The 18427-nt window shown below is 57.0% G+C and carries 21 protein-coding genes; 5 read left to right on the top strand and 16 right to left on the bottom strand.

The features are described from left to right. Positions 1-4 precede the first annotated feature (4 nt). The 6 genes from PG871_RS00950 to PG871_RS00925 form a co-directional block, all read right to left on the bottom strand. A complete protein-coding gene (locus tag PG871_RS00950; RefSeq protein ID WP_270725140.1) occupies positions 5-934 on the bottom strand; it encodes a phosphate/phosphite/phosphonate ABC transporter substrate-binding protein in 930 nt (309 codons plus the stop codon). A gap of 170 nt (positions 935-1104) precedes the next feature. Continuing rightward, positions 1105-1665, bottom strand: a complete 561-nt coding sequence (locus PG871_RS00945; protein ID WP_270725139.1) for a DUF3833 domain-containing protein — start codon at positions 1663-1665, stop codon at positions 1105-1107. Further along, the gene (locus PG871_RS00940; RefSeq protein ID WP_270725138.1) at positions 1662-2888 is read right to left on the bottom strand and encodes an MFS transporter; all 1227 of its coding nucleotides are present in this window, start codon (positions 2886-2888) and stop codon (positions 1662-1664) included. The genes PG871_RS00945 and PG871_RS00940 overlap by 4 nt, the downstream gene beginning before the upstream one ends. Continuing rightward, positions 2888-3382, bottom strand: coding sequence for a hypothetical protein (locus PG871_RS00935; RefSeq protein ID WP_270725137.1), 495 nt, complete (start codon positions 3380-3382; stop codon positions 2888-2890). Before PG871_RS00935 ends, PG871_RS00940 begins: the two co-directional genes overlap by 1 nt. After that, positions 3375-4532, bottom strand: a complete 1158-nt coding sequence (locus PG871_RS00930) for an SAM-dependent methyltransferase (RefSeq protein WP_270725136.1) — start codon at positions 4530-4532, stop codon at positions 3375-3377. Before PG871_RS00930 ends, PG871_RS00935 begins: the two co-directional genes overlap by 8 nt. Beyond that, positions 4523-5815 (bottom strand): NAD(P)/FAD-dependent oxidoreductase, encoded by a 1293-nt coding sequence (locus PG871_RS00925; protein ID WP_270725135.1) that lies wholly within the window; start codon positions 5813-5815, stop codon positions 4523-4525. Before PG871_RS00925 ends, PG871_RS00930 begins: the two co-directional genes overlap by 10 nt. A 167-nt stretch (positions 5816-5982) precedes the next feature. Here PG871_RS00925 and PG871_RS00920 point away from each other — a divergent pair, with 167 nt between their 5' ends. Both PG871_RS00920 and PG871_RS00915 read left to right on the top strand, forming a co-directional pair. Further along, positions 5983-6756: a DUF1365 domain-containing protein gene (locus PG871_RS00920; RefSeq protein WP_270728646.1), complete on the top strand. Its 774-nt coding sequence runs from the start codon at positions 5983-5985 to the stop codon at positions 6754-6756. Next, on the top strand, positions 6753-7478 hold the full coding sequence (locus tag PG871_RS00915; RefSeq protein WP_270725134.1) for an SDR family NAD(P)-dependent oxidoreductase: 726 nt from the start codon (positions 6753-6755) through the stop codon (positions 7476-7478). Before PG871_RS00920 ends, PG871_RS00915 begins: the two co-directional genes overlap by 4 nt. Before the next feature lie 11 nt (positions 7479-7489). Here the strand turns inward: PG871_RS00915 and PG871_RS00910 are convergent, their stop codons facing one another. The 3 genes from PG871_RS00910 to PG871_RS00900 all read right to left on the bottom strand — a co-directional run bounded on the left by PG871_RS00910 (position 7490) and on the right by PG871_RS00900 (position 9356). Beyond that, positions 7490-7996 carry a hypothetical protein gene (locus PG871_RS00910; RefSeq protein WP_270725133.1) on the bottom strand — a complete coding sequence of 169 codons (507 nt, stop codon included), beginning with the start codon at positions 7994-7996 and terminating at the stop codon, positions 7490-7492. A gap of 92 nt (positions 7997-8088) precedes the next feature. Further along, entirely contained in the window at positions 8089-8724 is a 636-nt protein-coding gene (locus PG871_RS00905) for a ChrR family anti-sigma-E factor (RefSeq protein ID WP_270725132.1), read from the bottom strand. Beyond that, positions 8721-9356 (bottom strand): sigma-70 family RNA polymerase sigma factor, encoded by a 636-nt coding sequence (locus PG871_RS00900; RefSeq protein ID WP_443020452.1) that lies wholly within the window; start codon positions 9354-9356, stop codon positions 8721-8723. The genes PG871_RS00905 and PG871_RS00900 overlap by 4 nt, the downstream gene beginning before the upstream one ends. Positions 9357-9604: 248 nt before the next feature. Here PG871_RS00900 and PG871_RS00895 point away from each other — a divergent pair, with 248 nt between their 5' ends. Next, the gene (locus tag PG871_RS00895; protein WP_270725131.1) at positions 9605-11614 is read left to right on the top strand and encodes a hydantoinase/oxoprolinase family protein; all 2010 of its coding nucleotides are present in this window, start codon (positions 9605-9607) and stop codon (positions 11612-11614) included. Positions 11615-11645: 31 nt separating this feature from the next. Here the strand turns inward: PG871_RS00895 and msrA are convergent, their stop codons facing one another. From msrA to PG871_RS00865, 6 genes are all read right to left on the bottom strand, one after another. After that, positions 11646-12152, bottom strand: a complete 507-nt coding sequence (gene msrA / locus PG871_RS00890; RefSeq protein ID WP_270725130.1) for a peptide-methionine (S)-S-oxide reductase MsrA — start codon at positions 12150-12152, stop codon at positions 11646-11648. Next, positions 12149-12601, bottom strand: coding sequence for a peptide-methionine (R)-S-oxide reductase MsrB (gene msrB, locus PG871_RS00885; RefSeq protein WP_270725129.1), 453 nt, complete (start codon positions 12599-12601; stop codon positions 12149-12151). The genes msrA and msrB overlap by 4 nt, the downstream gene beginning before the upstream one ends. 92 nt (positions 12602-12693) lie before the next feature. Continuing rightward, positions 12694-13734, bottom strand: a complete 1041-nt coding sequence (locus PG871_RS00880) for a GlxA family transcriptional regulator (protein WP_270725128.1) — start codon at positions 13732-13734, stop codon at positions 12694-12696. Between the two features lie 157 nt (positions 13735-13891). Further along, positions 13892-14299: a thioredoxin family protein gene (locus PG871_RS00875; RefSeq protein ID WP_270725127.1), complete on the bottom strand. Its 408-nt coding sequence runs from the start codon at positions 14297-14299 to the stop codon at positions 13892-13894. 16 nt (positions 14300-14315) lie between these two features. Continuing rightward, positions 14316-15029, bottom strand: a complete 714-nt coding sequence (locus PG871_RS00870; RefSeq protein WP_270728640.1) for a cytochrome c biogenesis CcdA family protein — start codon at positions 15027-15029, stop codon at positions 14316-14318. Between the two features lie 57 nt (positions 15030-15086). Continuing rightward, complete coding sequence (locus PG871_RS00865; RefSeq protein WP_270725126.1) at positions 15087-15962, bottom strand: DMT family transporter; 876 nt, start codon at positions 15960-15962, stop codon at positions 15087-15089. 339 nt (positions 15963-16301) lie between these two features. Here PG871_RS00865 and PG871_RS00860 point away from each other — a divergent pair, with 339 nt between their 5' ends. Further along, a complete protein-coding gene (locus PG871_RS00860; protein WP_270725125.1) occupies positions 16302-16670 on the top strand; it encodes a VOC family protein in 369 nt (122 codons plus the stop codon). Positions 16671-16860: 190 nt separating this feature from the next. Next, positions 16861-17928: a cysteine synthase A gene (cysK, locus tag PG871_RS00855; protein WP_270725124.1), complete on the top strand. Its 1068-nt coding sequence runs from the start codon at positions 16861-16863 to the stop codon at positions 17926-17928. Positions 17929-18051: 123 nt separating this feature from the next. On the opposite strand, the gene PG871_RS00850 is transcribed toward cysK, so the two are convergent. After that, the gene (locus PG871_RS00850; protein ID WP_054004273.1) at positions 18052-18339 is read right to left on the bottom strand and encodes an HU family DNA-binding protein; all 288 of its coding nucleotides are present in this window, start codon (positions 18337-18339) and stop codon (positions 18052-18054) included. Positions 18340-18427 lie beyond the last annotated feature (88 nt).

The following is an 18427-nucleotide window of genomic DNA, read 5'->3' as shown; positions in this document are numbered from 1 at the left end:
GAGGTCACCTTGCGTTTTTGGGGGCTGTGTTGGGAGTGGCGGCAATCACCTTGGCGTAAGTCAGTCGGTCAATGATGTCCAAGAGTGGGACAAACGCGGCGCGCCCATCAGCAAAAGGCACAAAGCGTTCTGTTCCAAAAAATGCGCCGATTGCCACGCGGCCTTCTTCGGTTTTGTGCATGTCGAGCAGGGTGCGTTTGATCGCTGCGGAGAGATCGGCGTCTACATGGCGGCCTTGCATGACGACCTGACGTGGCATCGAAGGGCTGGTCTTGATGACCCGAAACTGGCCGGGAAACACGGTCTCAATATGGTTGATTTCCCGATCATGCAGTGCGGCGGCGTCGGTCCAGCCGCGGGTCAACCAATACATCGTATTGTTGCCATCACCGGTGAATACATAGCCGATCTTGCCCTCTGGCACGTCGCGTTTGCGGGAACGCAGCCTGACCAGTTCGCCTCCGGCGCTGGTGATGACATCGGCGGGCATCAGGAAACCGGACGAGGAATCGGCCTCTTCGAAAGCGATCTTGAGGCCGTTCAGGTCTTTGATTGTCTGCACAGGGCTGTCACGAGGCACAACGATGTGGGAGTGATAGGCGGCGTCACCTTCTTTGAATTGGCGCAACAAAGGCTTGGCGTCGACGGCGCGAGACAGTTTGGCGGCAATGACAGGGCTGTCGAAATAGAGATCGATTTCGCCAAAGGAGAACGCGTCAATAAAGGTCTGTTCGTCGCGATACACTGCGATCTCGACGCTGGAGATGCCTGTGTCAGACAGGGTGTCTTCGAGGTAGCGGGCGAGCAATTCGAAATTTGAATACTGGCGACGCACATCGTTCTCAAGACTACCCAGCACGAGGGTCTCCGCAAGGGTCGCCTGAGCCGGCATTAGCCACGACAGGCAGAGTATCAACCGTTTAAGTAAGAGCATTCCTGCGTCCTTGATTCCGTTAGGAGAGCCGTAGACGAGAATTGTTGATTGATGCTTAATTTTAGACGTATTGCACGGAGAGGCTGAATTTTAGGAAAATCGATCGGATTGCTCTCGGCGCACAGGTATCTGTCACCTAGGCTGCGCTGGATGAACCTGTGCGGCTGTGGTCAATCCGATTCCTTGGCAGTTGGACGCATGGTGGCGTTGAGTTCCGCGACCTTCAGTCCAAATTTTCGCAATTCGGACTTGTTCATTATGGTGCCGTTTTCCGTCAGATACAGCCAATCCGTGACATCTAACGTCTGACCACCGGCCTGTTCCGGCAACACAATTCTGTACTGCATTTTCACCGTCGATCCCGACACCTGCCCTTGAGCTTCGCCGACGATGTCGTCAGCCGTCGCTGTAAAGGCGCCGTTTTCGCCCAGACTTAAATACCATTTGCGAACTTGTTTGGTGCCGTTGGAATAAGCGAAATTTTCACTCAATGTCCCGGAGTTTCCGTCCCATGCGCCGTGCATATTGGCGACGAAACTGTTTGTCATTCTGCCATTGGGCCCAAAAATGATCCCTTCCGACAAAATGTCGCCGGACAAGTGTTGCTTGAGCGAGAATGCGGGGTTTGTTTCGGCGTAGTTTTTAGGGTTCTGAGCGCGAAAGCTCCAAAACATATGCTTGGCAACAGCCAAACAGACGACGGCAAAGAAAAACAGAGACAACAGTTTCATACAGAAGGTTCCTTTGAAGGAAGTGACCACACAAGCGCCAAGGCACCGAGTTTAAGACCGCAAGGTATGACAGCGTAGGCGACAGTGAGTGCCGTCAAGGCTTGCACAGAGTTTGATTTTCCGGGGACAAAGCCGCTGAAATCCAGAAGAGGCAGCATTGTGAATGCTGCCAGCGCCAACGCCAATTTTCCGGCAAAGGACCAGATGCCAAATGCAAGCGATGCGTTTAGTCCGGCGTTGTTCAGCGCAACAGAAAACATGGCGGGCAAAAGAACCATGTCAGCCCCCAAAGCGGCCCCCGACATCAAGCAGACAATCGCAAAGCCAGCCAGATTTCCCGGCGCTAAAGCTGCCGCGCCCACAAAGCTGAGGATTGCGAGCGGCATGGCCAAGAGAAGCACGGCCTTTGCGCCAAATCTGAGACTCGCCTTTGTCCAAACGGGAACGCTGGCCGCGGCACTTAGGAAGAAAAGGATTAGCAACGGTCCGGCCATGCCCTCCAGCAGCAAGCGGTCCTCGACGAAAAACACGAATAGCGTGGAGGTAATTGCAACCGGTAAGCTGTTGACCAAGGCCAAAGCCAACAATCTCAGTGCGCCTGCATCGGCCAAACCCGCGACCGTTACATGTTCGCCCGCGACGGGCGGCCGGCGCCACATTGGCATCGTGACAACCCAAAGCCCGACGGCCAGCGCGCCGAGGAATAAGCCATAGGCGCGGTATCCCTGGTCGGCCGCTCCCATTGTGACCAAAACAGAAGGCGCCGCGGCAGCAACAATCACGCCGGTGAGCATTCCAGCCTCGCGAAAGGCGGCTAGGGTTATCAGGTTTTCCCGTTCCGGCCGCACCGCAAGGGTCGCGCTGCGACCATACAAAAGGATCATTCCAAGGCTGTATGCGGAAAACAGCAAGACAAGCACGCCGACCAATTTCACGACGAGATAGGGTCCTGATTGGAGCGTAAACAGCAAGGGAAAGCCGATTGCCAGGCCTGCAGCTGCCAGCATCGCGAACAGGTTTTGCGCATTGGGCCAACGGTCGATTGCCCAACCGATCGCCGGGTCCTGCACCAAATCCACAACCCGAATAAGCAGCAACAAAGGGCCGAGAGCGGCAAGCGTGATCCCAAGCTCCACGGAGGCGAACCGTGGCAAATGGATATAGAGGGGAATACCCGCCATCGCCAACATCGCGGCAAAAAGGCTGACCCGTGGGTAAATCATCACTGCCCCTTGAGCTGCGCTGTGAAAGATTTGGAGCGGGTGTTGTTGCCAAGGAAAATGGCCATAAATCGTGTTTTGATTTGTGGGTACCGCAGCGTGCACACGGGATCGCCATTCAGCCAGAATTCAAGCGTGTCCGGCCCGTTAGACACCGCGAGGTAGGTGTCGCCCTTGCGCACATCCTGATAACAGACTTCAAGCCTGTCTCGGACCGGCAAGGCAGGTCCGGCGCGCGTGAATTCATTCATTGTGCTGTCGATAAGTGCGCGCTCTTTGAGGTTGCGCAGGTAGGTCACTTCCAGCGCAAAATCCTCGCCCCAATTCAGCTCTGCGCCGCCTTTGGTGTAAAGCCGCGCTTCATAAAGGGATACTCCAACATATCGAAACGTTGCTGCGCCGCGCATTTGCGCGCCCGACAGTTCCCGTTCCACCGAAGAGGCATAGGCCGGAAGCGCGCAAACCAAGCCTGCTATGATCGCCGCTAGTCTACGCATGGGCCAGCTCGACTTGCACGACATCGGTGTGACCAATGGCAAAAGAGGCCGCGCAGATTTCAAGGTAGTATTGCCAGTTGCGTTGAAATTCTTCGCCATATCCCATTTCCGAAATGGCGCGTTTTTGTCCCGCAAGCCGTGCAGCCCAAATCCGGCAAGTGGTGGCATAGTCCTGTCCGAAGCCAAAGGAGTCGCGCACCTGCAGCCCAGCCGCATTTGCTTGCGCCGCGATCACCTGGTCGGACAACAACATCCCACCCGGAAACACATGCTGGCGGATGTAGTCAGATGAGGATTTATAGGTCTCAAAAAAGCTGTCTTTCACGGTGATCGCTTGCAGAACCACCCGCCCTCCAAGCGCGAGGCTGCGCTTGAGCGTCGCGAAGTAGCTGGGCCAGTATTTTTCGCCGACGGCTTCAATCATTTCGATTGAAACGATGTTGTCGAAAGTGCCGTCAATGTCGCGATAATCACGCAGCTGAATATCGGCGCGGCCGTCCAGCCGACATTCGGCGTAGCTGTGTTGATTTCGAGAAATTGTGACCCCTGTCACATTGCGACCGTCCCGTGTTGCGGCATCCGCAAACCCGCCCCAGCCGCACCCAATCTCGAGCGTGCGCTCTCCATTGCCCAGTTTGGACAGCACGCGCGCATTTTTTCGGATTTGAGCGCGGCCCAGATCTTGGTCGGTGCCGTCGAATATGCCCGAGGAATAAGTCATGCCGTCGTCCAGCCAAAGCTGATAGAATTCGTTTCCGACATCATAGTGCGACCGGATGTTTTTCCGGGAACCGCGTCGGGAGTTGGCCCGCAAAACGGTGTCGACCAAACGGAACTTTGCGCGGTTCACGAACTTGCCTTTGTCGTAGGTTGGGAAGTGATCGCGATTACGCATTGCGAGGCTCATGAGACCTTCGATCGAGGGTGTTTCCCACAGACCCTGAACATAGGTTTCGCCCAGGCCGACTTGTCCGTGGGCCGCCAGAGCGGACACGGCCGCCCAGTCGCGAATGACCAGTTCAGCCTCATCACCCGTGTTGCCAAAACGATACGTCTCGCCTTCTGGTGTGCGCAAAGTCAGGCGCCCTTCATGCAGCTGTTCGCAGGTGGACAGAAACTTTGATTTCAATGCCTTGGTGGTCAGAGACATACCTCAACCTCCTGTGGTTGTTGAATTTGGTTGATCTCGTCGACAATCCGCATTGCGCTGGCAATGCCGTCCTCATGAAACCCGTGACGGTTCCAAGCACCTGCGAACCAAGTGCGGTTGTGACCTTGCATGTCGCGGATGGTTTGCTGGGCCTTCAGCGCGGCCCCGTCGAAAATTGGGTGGGCGTATTCCACGGAGTCGTAGATCTTGGCCTCGGGGATTTCCTTGGACGGGTTGAGAGTGACAAAAAGCGGGTCGGACTCGGGAATGGCCTGCAGTTTGTTCATCCAATAAGTGACGCCAATATCGCCGTCTTGGGACCGGTACGCCCAGCTTGACCAGCACTGCTTTCTTTTCGGCATCTGGTTGGCGTCGCAATGCAACACGGCCTTGTTGGTTTGATAGCGAACGCTGCCCAGGGCGTCTTGCTCAGCCGAGGTCGCGTCGGCACCCAAAATGGTCATTGCCTGATCTGAGTGACAGGCCAGAATGATTTCATCAAATGTCTCGCTTGCGTGGCCTTGGGCCGAGATTTTCACGCCAAATGGGCCGCGCGTGACCGATGTCACAGGCGCTTGTTTGTGCAACGTACATCCGCGCGCCACCAACGCGGTTTCCAAACGACGCACGTATTCGATGCTGCCGCCTTTGACGGTCCACCATTGATGCTCGGGCATGCCTGCCAAAAGGGCGTGGTTGCGGAAAAACTGCACGAGGGACTTGGCAGGGAACTGGCCAACGTCGCTCACGGGTGTCGACCAGATCGCACCGCACATGGGCATCAGGTAGTAGTTGCGAAACCACTTGCCCAATCGCAGCTCTGTGACCAGCTCATCGATGGTTTTGTCCGGATCCTGTGCGGCTGCTTCGGCGCGATGGCCAAACCGCACGATGTCGGCGATCATTTTGTAGAACTGTGGCCGAAAGATATTGCGCTTTTGAGCAAGAATGGCCCGAAGGGTGTTCAGTCCGTATTCGAGGCGACCGTCGTCGATTGAGGCGCCAAAGCTCATTTCGCTTTTGATCACTGGCACATCCAGATCACGAAACAGGCGCGTCAAAAATGGGTACGTCACATAGTTGAAGACGATAAATCCTGTGTCGACGGGTTGATCGCCGTTTTTTCCGGCCAATACCGTGCGCGCATGGCCGCCCAGTCTTGGAGCGGCTTCAAAAAGTGTGATGTCGTGGTTGGGTGACAAGTAGTAAGCGGCCGAAAGGCCGGAGATGCCTCCGCCAACAATTGCTATCTTTTTTCGTCCACCGTGGGTCTGGTCAAACATTTGGCCCTCATTTCATGCGTATTTGAGACCGTTACGCGCGGACTCTCGCACTGGATCAAAAAACGCCTGTTTTCAGAGTTTTGGAGGGTTTGTGCAGGATCATGTATTTGACTAAAATTGTCTTGTTGAAATTTGATCCAGCTGACACCGACGTGCGTAACCTTGATATGATGGAACATATTCAGAGCCAAAGCTTTCACGCCAGACGCGGGCCGATCAAAAACGCCTTCAGTTACGGCGTAGATTATGTGCTGTGCGATCCGGACTCCGGGAGCAATCCAAGCCTTCTGTCGCGCAACCAGTTCAACTTGTTTTCGGTGTGGGATCACAAACATGGTGGTGCGATCAATCAGGGGCGTGGAGTGGCGTGGTTTCGTGACATTCTGGAAGAGCGCGGTGCGCCTGTGTCTGACTTGCGGCTGTTGTTGCTGACCCAGCCCAGCTTTCTTTGGACGCATTTCAATCCGGTGAGCTTCTGGATCGCTTTGAAGGGCGGACAACTTGTGGCTTTCGTCGCTGAGGTTAACAACACCTTCGGGGATCGGCACTGCTACTTTTGTGCGCATGACGACTTTCGGCCGATACGAAAATCGGATCGTATCAGCGCGGACAAGCTTATGCATGTCTCGCCGTTTCAGAAAATTTCGGGCCGCTACTTTTTCAATTTCGAATTCACGGATAGCAAAATCGATATTCGAATTTCGTATGAAAACGGCAGCGAAGGGGTCTTGGCCACGCTTTCCGGACCAAGACGTCCGGCGACGTCGGCATCGCTGCTTTGGGCCGCAATACGCCGTCCGTTCGGAGCATTGCGTGTGCTAACCCTAATCCATTGGCAAGCCTTGAAGCTGTATGTGAAAAAGGCGCCCTTCCTGAAGAAGCCACCCGCACCGGATGTACTGATTTCAAACAATACATCGGTTGAAGCCACATCAAAATGATCCCAATTTCCGGAAAAACCTACTGGCTTATCGGCGCGAGTGAGGGGCTTGGGCGCGCCTTGGCGCGAACGTTGGCTGCCGAGGGCGCGCATCTGGTGTTGTCTGCGCGCAGTGCTGACCGGCTGGAAAGTCTGAGCGCAGATATACCTGGCTCACGTGTGTTGGCGATGGATGTGACCGATGCCGAATCTGTACGTGGTGCCATTGCCGAGGTCGGTGACATCGACGGCGTGATTTACAATGCAGGCGCTTATGACCCTATGAACGCCTCGGATTGGGACGCCGACGCTGCTCTCACGATGTGTGACGTGAACTTTATGGGTGCGATGCGCATTTTGGGACAGATCATTCCGACTTTCTTGAATGCCGGTAAAGGTGACGTGACTTTGATTGGATCGTTGGCGGCCTATCGTGGGCTACCTAATTCGATCGGCTATGGCGCCAGCAAAGCAGCTTTGCGCAGCTTGGCCGAAACCATGCGTCATGATTTGGCGGGCAGTGGGATTGTGGTTCGGCTGGTGAATCCCGGCTTTATTGACACACGGCTGACCCGGAAAAACACCTTCAAAATGCCGATGCTTATGTCGCCCGAAAAGGCCGCGGCAAAGGTTGCGCGCGCCATGCGGAAGCGGCGCTTTCGCACGGATTTCCCTGCGCCATTTTCATGGATTCTTCGCCTGTATTCCCTTTTGCCCGATTTCTTGGCTCTTGGCTTCAAATAGGCGGTTCGGCCTCAGATAAACGGGTCGTAAGCCCACTGAAGCAGCCCCTGCCGTTGGCGGGGACGGCAAAAGATGTCTCCGGGGTAGCAGTTTGCGCGTATCTGACCTGCGTGGCGGGAAAAGGCGCGCCAGCGTTTGATCTGGATGAGGTCGACATCATCCAGACGCCGCCCCATGTAATACCGACAATACCATTGGAACCAGCCGCGCGGATCTGGGCCATATATCCATCCCTTTTCGCGCCACGTGCTTAGGGGTTGCCGGCTTTTGACGCCAAAGTAGTTCAGCGACACATCGGCCTTGGTACTTAGCTTGGCATTTGCAAACCACTCAGGTGGGAACTCTTTGGTGCAGTCGCCCATATAGCGCCCCTCAAACACACCCATTTCCAACATCTCTTGCGGAGAAAAGTGCGGCTTGAATGTGTCTGCAAAAGCCTCGCCGACCGGCGCGGTTCGCATGTAGGTATAGCCGGATTGCATCCGGTCATTCACCGCGACTTCTGTGGCTTGAAACACGTAAGAAATCTCCGGCTGTCATCACAGTGTAGAGAGGGATATCGGGTGTTCAGATTTGCAATCTGGTGGAACCTTTGGTGTGGGACAGATGCCTAAATCCGAAACAACGGTTGAAGCAATCGGGGCATGAAGGCAGCAAACTTCAGCGGTGCATCGGTTGCCGCCAAACAAATACATGGCTCGCCCTCATCAGCAGTTGGGGTATGCTCCAGATCTTCGTTTGCGATCTCAAGGTCACCAACACCGAACTTGCCGGTTTCATCACTAAAGCTCCCCTGCAGCACGAGGGTCAGCTCCAGCCCATTGTGGCTGTGATCCGGAACGGCCTGCCCAGGTGGGATATAGAGCAGGCGCACCGACCCCTCATCGCCAGCGGAGATAATGTCCTGACGCACGCCCATACCGAGACTCTTCCATTTCGGTGCACGTCCTTTCAGAGCTTCCATGACGGGGCCGGGATACACGCCAGACCGATCATAGACAGGTTCAGGGCGGAAAGGCGCATCAAGTTGCGCCAACAAGTCCGATTTCAGACTGCTGGACACGGAAACTTTTTCCCTGCTTTCCAGAATCGCACCGCCCACGGATTGATGCGCCTCTAGCGCTGCGCGGCACTGGAGACACAGGGATACATGACTTGCCACAACAACCGAAAAGGCGTGAGGCAGTGTGCCCGCTGCATAAGCCGTCAGCATCGCATCGGGTATGTGATGTGAAATGGCGCTCATGTCTTGAGATCCTTTAACTCATGTCTCAATCTCTCCAGTCCAAGCCGGATGCGAGATTTTATTGTTCCAAGGGGCAGGCCGGTCTCTTCGCTGATCTGCTGATGCGTCAGCTCTCCGAGGTAGGCCTTTTCAATGATGTGCCGCTGATCCGGCTTAAGCTCTGCAAGCGCTTTGCGCAGATGACCGGCTTCTTGCTCAACGGCCAGAAGCTGACTGGCATCGGGTTCGCTTGCGGGGTCTTCTTTCAACTCTTCCGGCACGGGGCGGCTTTCCTTGCGGAACAAATCGATTTGCCGGTTTCTGGCGATTTGATAGATCCATGCAGACACTTGCGCCCGATGTGGGTCAAATTGTTCCGCCTTACGCCAGACAGTCAGCATGACCTCCTGCACAAGCTCTTCGGCTTGGTGATTGGAGGTGCCAGAGCGCATGATGAAACCCTTCAGCCGAGGAGCGAAGAAATCAAAAAGCGATGCAAAAGCGTCCCGGTCTCTCTGGTCACGAACCGCGATCATCAAGACCGTGTTCTCTGAAAGCTCTGGAGTCTTTTGCGGCACCAATTTTCTTTCGCGTCTCGGCGCGTCCGGTGGGTGGGACACTGCACATTTGGGATCTATGTTTAAGGTCAGCATACATAGTCTACGTCGAAGAACACAGATGGTTCACACTAAAACGGATTTTTTTGCATCGGGTGCGGTGTTGCGCCCCATTTCACTACAAAAGCATGGGTCGAAAGGGTTGGTCCGACTTGACTGGTGCTTTGGGCGAGGACATCGGACTCGTGTGACGGGCACATCTCTTTCTGGTGTCGCAAACAGGCTGGTCGAGCGGGCGTTGCCTCGCTATCCGTTTCACAGCGAACAAGAAGGATAATGGCAAGATGAGCTTGTCTTTGGGCGTCGATACCGGCGGCACCTATACAGATGCGGTTTTGATCCGCGACGAAAGCGATGTGATTGCGAGCGCCAAGGCGTTGACGACGCGGCACGACCTTGCCGAGGGTATCGGCGCGGCGGTGTCGGCAGTTCTGACCGAGGCTGCGGTCAATCCGAGCGATGTGACGTTGGCGTCGCTGTCCACGACATTGGCGACCAATGCGTTGGTCGAGGGGCAAGGCGAGCGCGTCGGCTTGATTTTGATTGGCTTTGACGCCGCAGATTTGAAGAAACACGGGCTGGATGAGGCGTTGGCCGGTGATCCCGTGGTGGTTCTGGCGGGTGGACACGATCATGCGGGCGGTGAAGTCGCGCCTTTGGATCAGCCGGCCTTGCGCGATTGGGTGGGCGTACACGGCGCGGCGGTCAGCGGGTTTGCTGTGGCCTCGCAATTTGCGACGCGCAATCCGGCGCACGAACAACAGGCGGCGGCGTTGGTGGCAGCGTTGACCGGGCGGCCCGTGAGTGCGTCACATCATTTGTCGGCCAAATTGAACGGGCCAAAGCGGGCTTTGACCGCGCTTTTGAATGCGCGGTTGATTGGCATGATTGATCGGTTGATCTCACGCGCCGAGGCGCAGTTGAACGCGCTAGGCGTGACCGCGCCGCTGATGGTGGTGCGCGGAGACGGCGCGCTGATTTCCGCTGCTTTCGCGCGGGAACGGCCGATTGAGACCATCCTGAGTGGACCGGCGGCGTCGATCGTGGGGGCGCGGTGGTTGACCAAGGCGGACGACGCATTGGTCAGCGACATTGGCGGCACCACTACGGATGTGGCTGTGTTGCGCGGAGGGCGGCCAGCGATTGATCCTGACGGTGCGCAGGTCGGACCGTTTCGCACCATGGTAGAAGCCGTAGCGATGCGCACTTTTGGTCTTGGCGGCGACAGCGAGGTGCATTTTGTGTCCGAAGGGCTGCAAGGCGGTGTGACGCTTGGACCAAGGCGGTTGGTGCCGGTGTCGCTGATGGCGCTGGATGACCATGACGGCGTGCACGCCGCGCTTGATGCGCAGTTGGTGCGGGCCGTGCCGGGAGAACATGACGGGCGATTTGTGCGCGCCCTGAAAGGTGCGCAGCCTGTTGGGTTGTCTGACCGGGAGGCTGCGTTGTTTGGCCGGATTGGGTCCGGTGTCACTCCTTTGGGAGATGTGCTGCGCAACCGGATTGAGATCAAGGCATTGCGGCGCTTGGTGACACGTGGGCTTGTGCAAGTTGCTGGCGTGACGCCGTCGGACGCATCCCACGTTTTGGGCAAGGTGAATGCTTGGGATCAGGTGGCGGCGGAAAAGGCGTTGCGGTTGTTTGGACGACGGCGCACTGGTGCAGGACAGATGTTGGCACCGGAGCCTGAGGATTTGGCGAAGATCATTGTAGACCAACTGACACATCAGACAGGTTTGGCCCTATTAGAGACTGGTTTTGCCGAAGAGGACTTGGGGTTTGATCTGCCGCCAGAACGGTTGGCGCGACATGTTTTGATGCAGCGGGGGCTAAACGGCGGGCATCGTGGTTTGATCCGGCTTGAGACCGGGTTAGCAAGCGCGGTGATCGGATTGGGGGCATCTGCGGGGAGTTATTATCCGGCGGTGGCGGAACAGTTGGGCTGTGCGATGAAGTTGCCAGAACACGGCGGCGTGGCAAACGCGATTGGCGCGGTTGTGGGCCGTGTAACCATTCGACGGGCGGGTACAGTGACCGCGCTCAGCGAAGGCAAATTTCGGGTGCATCTGGAGGTGGGGCTCGAAGACTTTTTGAGCGAAGAAGAGGCTTTGACGCGGCTGGAAACGCATTTGTCCGAGCTTGCGCGTGCAGACGCAGAGGCTGCGGGTGCTCAGAGCATTCGGGTGCGTGCAGAGCGGGACGTGACCCGCGCGATGGCAGAAGCGCGCGAGGTCTTTATAGAGGCGACGATCACAGTCGAAGCGTCCGGTCGGCCCCGCGTCGCAGAGGGATAGCGCAAGGCGGCCGACCTAAAACAGTCTCTGATTAGGCGGAAACGTCACGTTTTGGCAGCACCCAGTCCGGACGCGCAAAGTGGCAGGTATAGCCATTTGCGTTCTTTTCCAGATAGTCCTGGTGAAACTCTTCTGCGACCCAGAAGTCACCAACCGGTTCAACTTCGGTCACCACTTTGCCGGGCCAAAGACCAGACGCCTCGACATCAGCGATGGTGTCGATGGCGCAGGCTTTTTGCGCGTCGTCCGTGAAATAGATCGCAGAGCGATACGACATGCCAAGATCATTGCCCTGACGGTTCGGCGTGGTCGGGTCGTGAATTTGAAAGAAGAATTCCAGCAATTTGCGATAGCTGATGCGCGCCGGATCAAAGGTGATCTCGATGCCTTCGGCATGGGTTCCGTGGTCCCTGTAGGTCGCATTGGGCACATCGCCGCCGGTATATCCCACCCGTGTGGACAGCACGCCGTCCATTTTTCGGATCAAATCCTGCATGCCCCAGAAACAGCCGCCGGCCAGAACTGCGCGTTCGCTCATTGGTCGATCTCCTCTACTTGGTCGAGATAGGCGCCGTAGCCCTTGGCCTGCATATCGTCGCGATGCACGAACCGCAACGAGGCGGAGTTGATACAGTAGCGCAGGCCGCCGCGATCTGCGGGGCCGTCCGGAAAAACGTGGCCAAGGTGGCTGTCGCCGTGCGCGGAGCGCACTTCGGTGCGGACCATGCCATGTGTCGTATCGTGGGATTCAGCGACATTGGTGGTTTCGATGGGCTTGGTAAAGCTGGGCCAGCCGCAGCCGGAGTTGTATTTGTCAGAACTGGCAAACAGCGGTTCACCCGAGACCACGTCGACGTAAATACCAGGTTCATGATTGTACAAAAGCTTGCCAGAACCGGGGCGTTCGGTGCCGCTTTCCTGAGTGACCCAGAACTGTTCGTCGGTCAGCGTGGCGACCACGTCGGGGTCTTTGAAATACTTGGTCATGCGCGTCTCCTTGTCTGGGGCCTTTGTTTGCCCGACCTCACTACGGGGATATGGTACGTGAGACTACTTTGAAAAGAGTTATCGCAGGAGGGTCAAGCCATAGTGATCGTCCGCGACCTGACGCGCAGAGTAGCGGGTTCGAACCGGCCATCGTCGCGGCTCGGCGATACGCCGAAGGATGCGCGGTAGGCTTTGGAGAAATGGGTCTGGCTGTTGAAGCCGCAGGCAAAGCAAATTTCGCTGAGCTTCATTTCGGTTTGAAACATCAAGTCGCGGGCCTTGCGCAGACGAAGGCCGGTGTAGTGGGTTTTGGGCGTGGTGCCGAGGTGTTTGCGAAACAGGCGTTCGAGCTGGCGGGAGGACAGACCAACGGCGGTGGCGACCTCGGACGGGGTCAGGGGCGCTTCGATGTTGGCATTCATGATTTCCACGGCTTCGGTCAGTTTGCTGCTGCGTTTGCCGGCGCGCAGTTGCAGCGACAGGCGCTGGTTGTGGTGCGGGCTGCGCGGCGCGGAGTAGACCATTTTCTCGGCCACGTGATTGGCAAGGTCGCGGCCGTGGTCCCGCTCGATCAGATAAAGCATCAAGTCCATCGAGGCCGCACCGCCGGCGCAGGTGAAGTGCTGTCCGTCAATTGCAAAAACCCGTTCTAACAGGTCGATGCCGGGGAAGCTTTCGGCCATAGCGTTGTGAAAATCCCAATGCACGGTGGCTTGCTTGCCGGTCAACAGGCCAGCCAATGCGAGGGTATAGGTGGCGCTTGCAACAGAGCCGACGCGCACACCACGCCGTGCCTCGCGGCGGATCCAATTGAGCACTTGAGGTGTGGAATGGGTGGCGATGTTGTCCCCACCACAGACGATCAGCGTGTCTTGACGGTCCAGTTCTGTAAGGTCGCCGTCGACTATTTGGGCAAGACCGCTTGAGGCCGCGACAGGCGTGCCATCACTGCTGAGCACGTGCCAGTCAAAATGTTTGCGCCCATCAAATCCGTTTGCCATGCGCAGCGCCTCGAGCGCGCAAGCGAAGCTGATTTGCGAAAACTCCGGGAGCAGCAAAAACACGAAGCGGCGCGGTCTTTCCTCGCCCACGGGGCTGGCTTTGCTGCGCGACATATCAAGTGTCTGGGTCATCAGGCGGTTCCCGTTGGTTTGGCGTGACGGGCAGCTTAGCAATGAGAAACCAAGGTTTGATCCTAGAAAATTCCAATGTTTTACATAGGCGGTGTCTATGTTTGCATTGTCTGGATCAATCCGAGGCGCACACACGCCTCGGTAGATGTGCGGCCTGTCATGCCACGGTTGCGGACAGGGCAATGTCCATCAGGTCTTTGATCTGTTTTTTGGAGGTGCCTGCCACGATGCGGCCAAGTTCTTCGCTTCCTTTGAGCACCACGAGGGTCGAGCGGCGGGGAATTTTCAGCTCTTTCGCCAGATCGGATTGACCGTACTGATCGTAATCGACGTGGATGAAAGTGACCTTGGCGTCATAGTCCGGATTGGACTGCATCAAGGCGTTGATGGCGCGGTCTTGCGCGGCGCAGGTGGTGCACCATTCGGTGCCAAAAACCAGAAACACGGTTTCGCCTGCAGCGAGGCGTTTTTTCACAAGGCCAGGTGTGTAGTTTGTGGTGGCCTGCGCGACGACAGGCAGGGCCAAGGCGGCGACGGTTGTTGTGAGGAAAGTGCGACGGTTCATTGAAAAATCCTTTTGATCAGAGGGATACAGACAGATCGAGCAACCAGGTGGGCAAGATGCCGACCAACCAAAATTCGATCATGTGGTGAAGGTTGAAAAACAGCGCGAGGCCGGTGAGCAGAAAGATCGCGCCCATGAAGGGGCGGGATTTGGCCGCGATGCGGCGCATCAGGTCCTGGCGGCTTTGCAAAGCCGACCGGGCGCCATAACCAAGACCAAGGATCAGGGTCGACACGCCAGCGGCGAAAGCCACCATGATCAGCGCGGCGCTGCCGAGGCTTTCACCCTGACTGGCGAGTGAAATCGCCCCGCCAAGAGTGGGCCCGATGCAGGGCGACCACACCGCGCCCAACAGCAGGCCGCCAAGGAATTGGCCTTGCAATGTGGAGCGGTCCACCGCGTCAAGCGTGCCGTCAGCCTGCGCAGCAACGCCGGCGGTAGCGGTGGAAAACGCCATTGAAAACTGTGGGATAAGCAGGATGGCACCAAAGACCATCATAAGGACGGCGCCACCGCGGGCGAGGGTTTCAGGTGTCAGACCAATGGCGTGCCCAAAGACGGTCACGGCCATGCCAAGCACAACAAAGCTGATACTCATGCCCAAGGCCAATGCGGCGGGGCCATGGCGGCTGGCTTGCAAAGCGGTGGCCAGCACGATCGGCAGCACCGGAACCACGCAGGGGTTGATCAGGGTCAGCAGACCCGCGCCATATGCAAAGACAAATTCCATAAGCATGTTGTGCCAACACATGCGGCTTTTGTCATATCAAACCGCGCTGACGCGGCTTCACTTGGGCGTGTGCGATTGTTTCGAAAGCTGTACGGCAAGGATGCCCGTCGCGATGATGGCAACGCCAATAATGTCAAAGAAACCAAGCGTTTCACCAAGGATCACGGCGGCGATGGCGACGCCGAAAAACGGGTTCAGAAAGTGGAAGGTAGCGGCTTTGACTGCGCCGATGCGGGCGACCAGCGCGAACCAGATCCATGTGGCCAGAAGCCCCGGAGCGAAGATGGTATAGGTCAACGCCGTGAGCATGCGGGGTGTCCAGTTGAACTCCCATGTTTCAAAGGCCAGCGACGCTGCGAACAGCACAATCGCGCCGACGAACATTTGCAGGCCAACAATCATCATGACGTTGCCGCCAGCAGAGGCGCCGCGCACGGTGAGTGTGGCGATAGCCAGCGCCAACGCGCCGATAACACAGAGGATAACGCCAAACATATCAACGCCTTGCTCCATCCGTGCGCCCATAATCAGGACCGCGCCACCAAATCCGAGCACCATGCCGATGGCGGCCATTGGGCTGAGCTTTTCCCCAAGCGCGACCCATCCGAGAAAGGCAACCAGCAGCGGCATGGTGGAGGCGATGATGGACGCCAGTGAGGCCTCAATCGTGGTCATCGCGGTGAAGTTTAGCCCCAAATACAAGGCATTCTGGCAAAGGCCAAAGATCAGCGTCGCCCGCCATTGGGCGCGGGTCAGGTGCCATGTTTGGCCCAAAGCGCGGGCGATGGCGACACCGATCAGGCCTGCGATGGCAAAGCGGATAGATGAGATCGCCAAGGGAGGCGCGTCAGCCACGATGATGCGCGCAGACGTAAAGGCCGAGGACCAGATGAAGGCAAAGAGCAGCCCCATGCCGATAGCGCGAAGATCCATTTTGGGAGGTCCTGAAGATGTGTATCGCGGCGATCTAATCTGATTGTGGAGCAAGTCGCAACGGGGCACCTTGCCTCAATTTTTAACACTTTGAATCGTCGGGTTTTTGCGGGTCTGTATTCCATCAGTATTACGTCGGTATCGCGTCGGTGCAGAAACACGGCTGGATGGTGGTTACCGCACCGCGCGTTGCGGCCCACAACACTCTGCCGCGCGGTGGTGCGGCCAGGCCCAACCCGAAGGGGCGGGAGCGCGTCGGCGAAGTGGTCTGTCCAGGTCAGCCATTGTCGCGCTGGGCTCTGATCAGTATGCACCAAAGGGTAGCGTCAGGAGAGCGGCATGAATGCAATCACGGGTCAGATCAGTTGGGTCTATACGGAAAGCTTGTCGCCTTGCGTGACGTTCTATCGGGACGCGCTGGGTCTTGAGGTGCTTTTGGATGCAGGCGCAGCGATGATTTTTGCTACGTCTGAGGGCGCGCGGATCGGGGTGTGTGAAACCTTTGAAGATCGTGTCGTGGCCCCTGAGGGCGGTATGATCACATTGTTGGTCGATGGCGTCGCAGCGGTGGATGTCTGGTTCGCGCGACTTGAGGCGGCGGGTGTAAATCTGCAGGGGCGCCCGGAGAAAATGGACAGATTTGGCATCTATTCGTTTTTTGTTCGCGATCCGAACGGCTATCTGATCGAAATTCAGTGTTTTCTGTGAAACGGCGGTTTTGAATTTCGCCCAAGGTGCAGAACCGGTTTAGAGTTGGGCCGCTTGCTGCGGACTTGGTTTCTGATTCTGATCGAGATGCGCGATAGCGGTCCTATTTGGCTTTGTCGGGCTTTTGCCGCGCGCAATCGGGATTAGATTTTTGGCAAATGACTGATGCAATTTAACAAGGTGGCAGACCATGAGCATTCGTGAAACCCAAGGCCGCGGTGTGCGGTACGACAGCATTCTGGAAACCGTCGGGAATACGCCGGTTGTGCGTATCAACCGGATCGCCCCGAAGCATGTGAACGTCTTTGTGAAATTTGAGGCCTTCAATCCGGCCGGATCCGTAAAGGACCGGCTGGCGCTGAACATCATCGAGGCGGCAGAACGCGACGGGCGGCTTAAGCCTGGACAAACGGTGGTTGAGGCCACGTCAGGCAACACCGGCATCGGCTTGGCGATGGTCTGTGCCGCCAAAGGCTATCCGCTGGTGATCACCATGTCCGAAGCGTTTTCCGTGGAACGGCGGCAGTTGATGCGGTTTCTGGGGGCCAAGGTCGTTCTGACACCCAAAGCGCAAAAGGGCTTTGGCATGTATTCCAAGGCCAAGGAATTGGCAGAGGCGAATGGCTGGTTTCTGGCGGGTCAGTTTGAGACCGCAGACAATGCTGACATTCACGAGGCCACAACGGCACGTGAAATTCTTAGCGATTTTGCCGGTGAAAAGCTGGACTATTTCGTGAGCGGATACGGAACCGGTGGCACGGTGAGCGGCGTTGGTCGTGTGCTGCGGCGCGAAAGTCCCGATACAAAAATCATCCTGTCAGAGCCTGCGAATTCGGCGCTGATCGGATCGGGGTATGTGAACACGCGCAACGATGCCCATCAGGCCACAGAGAGCCACCCGAATTTTGAGCCGCACCCGATTCAGGGCTGGACCCCGGATTTCATTCCGTGGGTTTTGCAGGAAGCGTTGGACAACGGGTTCTATGATGAATTGTTGACCGTTTCCGGTCCAGACAGCATCGCGTGGTCGCGACGCCTGGCGGCGGAAGAAGGAGTATTCACCGGAATCTCGGCCGGTGCGACCTTTGCCACAGCGATGCAGGTGGCACAAACGGCACCTGAAGGTAGCAATATTCTGGTGATGTTGCCGGATACGGGCGAGCGGTATTTGTCGACGCCCCTGTTTGAGGGCATCGGCGAAGACATGAACGCCGATGAGATCGCGATTTCTCAGTCTACGCCCAGCGCGCAGTTGTGAAATTTGGCTGCGTCTGTTTGAGCAGGCGCAGCACACCCTGTTGGCGCGTAGGCATCGCGCGAGACCGCCAAAGAAAAAGGGCCGCCCGAAGGCGACCCTTTCAGTGTCAGGTGATCAACGCGATCAGCCGTTCACGCTGTCTTTCAGCGCTTTGGCGATGGTCATTTTCACAACCTTGTCTGCGTCTTTCTTGATCTGCTCGCCGGTGGCGGGGTTACGCACCATGCGCTCTGGGCGCTCGCGGCAGTAGATTTTGCCAACGCCGGGCAGGGTCACTGCGCCGCCGCCAGAAACTTCGCGGGTGATCAGTGCGCATACTGCTTCCAGTGCCGCGCCTGCGGATTTCTTGTCCGAACCCATTTCTTCGGCCAAAGCGGCAACGAGTTGGGTCTTGGTCATCGGTTTTGCCATTTCAGGTCTCCATTATTTGCCCGAATGTTGGGCCTCGTGTCGCGCATTTAACGGGATATGGTGGATGAACACAATAAATTGTGTGCCA

The organism is Shimia sp. Alg240-R146 (assembly GCF_947331465.1).
Classification (GTDB): domain Bacteria; phylum Pseudomonadota; class Alphaproteobacteria; order Rhodobacterales; family Rhodobacteraceae; genus Shimia.
The sequence above is the reverse complement of the archived record's forward strand: the minus strand, read 5'-3'. Positions and strand labels throughout refer to the sequence as shown.

Coding starts and splice junctions, on each gene's coding strand:
- PG871_RS00950 (WP_270725140.1), bottom strand. CDS start 934: ATGCTCTTACTTAAACGGTTGATACTCTGCCTGTCGTGGCTAATGCCG.
- PG871_RS00945 (WP_270725139.1), bottom strand. CDS start 1,665: ATGAAACTGTTGTCTCTGTTTTTCTTTGCCGTCGTCTGTTTGGCTGTT.
- PG871_RS00940 (WP_270725138.1), bottom strand. CDS start 2,888: ATGATTTACCCACGGGTCAGCCTTTTTGCCGCGATGTTGGCGATGGCG.
- PG871_RS00935 (WP_270725137.1), bottom strand. CDS start 3,382: ATGCGTAGACTAGCGGCGATCATAGCAGGCTTGGTTTGCGCGCTTCCG.
- PG871_RS00930 (WP_270725136.1), bottom strand. CDS start 4,532: ATGTCTCTGACCACCAAGGCATTGAAATCAAAGTTTCTGTCCACCTGC.
- PG871_RS00925 (WP_270725135.1), bottom strand. CDS start 5,815: ATGTTTGACCAGACCCACGGTGGACGAAAAAAGATAGCAATTGTTGGC.
- PG871_RS00920 (WP_270728646.1), top strand. CDS start 5,983: ATGATGGAACATATTCAGAGCCAAAGCTTTCACGCCAGACGCGGGCCG.
- PG871_RS00915 (WP_270725134.1), top strand. CDS start 6,753: ATGATCCCAATTTCCGGAAAAACCTACTGGCTTATCGGCGCGAGTGAG.
- PG871_RS00905 (WP_270725132.1), bottom strand. CDS start 8,724: ATGAGCGCCATTTCACATCACATACCCGATGCGATGCTGACGGCTTAT.
- PG871_RS00900 (WP_443020452.1), bottom strand. CDS start 9,356: ATGCTGACCTTAAACATAGATCCCAAATGTGCAGTGTCCCACCCACCG.
- PG871_RS00895 (WP_270725131.1), top strand. CDS start 9,605: ATGAGCTTGTCTTTGGGCGTCGATACCGGCGGCACCTATACAGATGCG.
- msrA (WP_270725130.1), bottom strand. CDS start 12,152: ATGAGCGAACGCGCAGTTCTGGCCGGCGGCTGTTTCTGGGGCATGCAG.
- msrB (WP_270725129.1), bottom strand. CDS start 12,601: ATGACCAAGTATTTCAAAGACCCCGACGTGGTCGCCACGCTGACCGAC.
- PG871_RS00880 (WP_270725128.1), bottom strand. CDS start 13,734: ATGACCCAGACACTTGATATGTCGCGCAGCAAAGCCAGCCCCGTGGGC.
- PG871_RS00875 (WP_270725127.1), bottom strand. CDS start 14,299: ATGAACCGTCGCACTTTCCTCACAACAACCGTCGCCGCCTTGGCCCTG.
- PG871_RS00870 (WP_270728640.1), bottom strand. CDS start 15,029: ATGGAATTTGTCTTTGCATATGGCGCGGGTCTGCTGACCCTGATCAAC.
- PG871_RS00865 (WP_270725126.1), bottom strand. CDS start 15,962: ATGGATCTTCGCGCTATCGGCATGGGGCTGCTCTTTGCCTTCATCTGG.
- PG871_RS00860 (WP_270725125.1), top strand. CDS start 16,302: ATGAATGCAATCACGGGTCAGATCAGTTGGGTCTATACGGAAAGCTTG.
- cysK (WP_270725124.1), top strand. CDS start 16,861: ATGAGCATTCGTGAAACCCAAGGCCGCGGTGTGCGGTACGACAGCATT.
- PG871_RS00850 (WP_054004273.1), bottom strand. CDS start 18,339: ATGGCAAAACCGATGACCAAGACCCAACTCGTTGCCGCTTTGGCCGAA.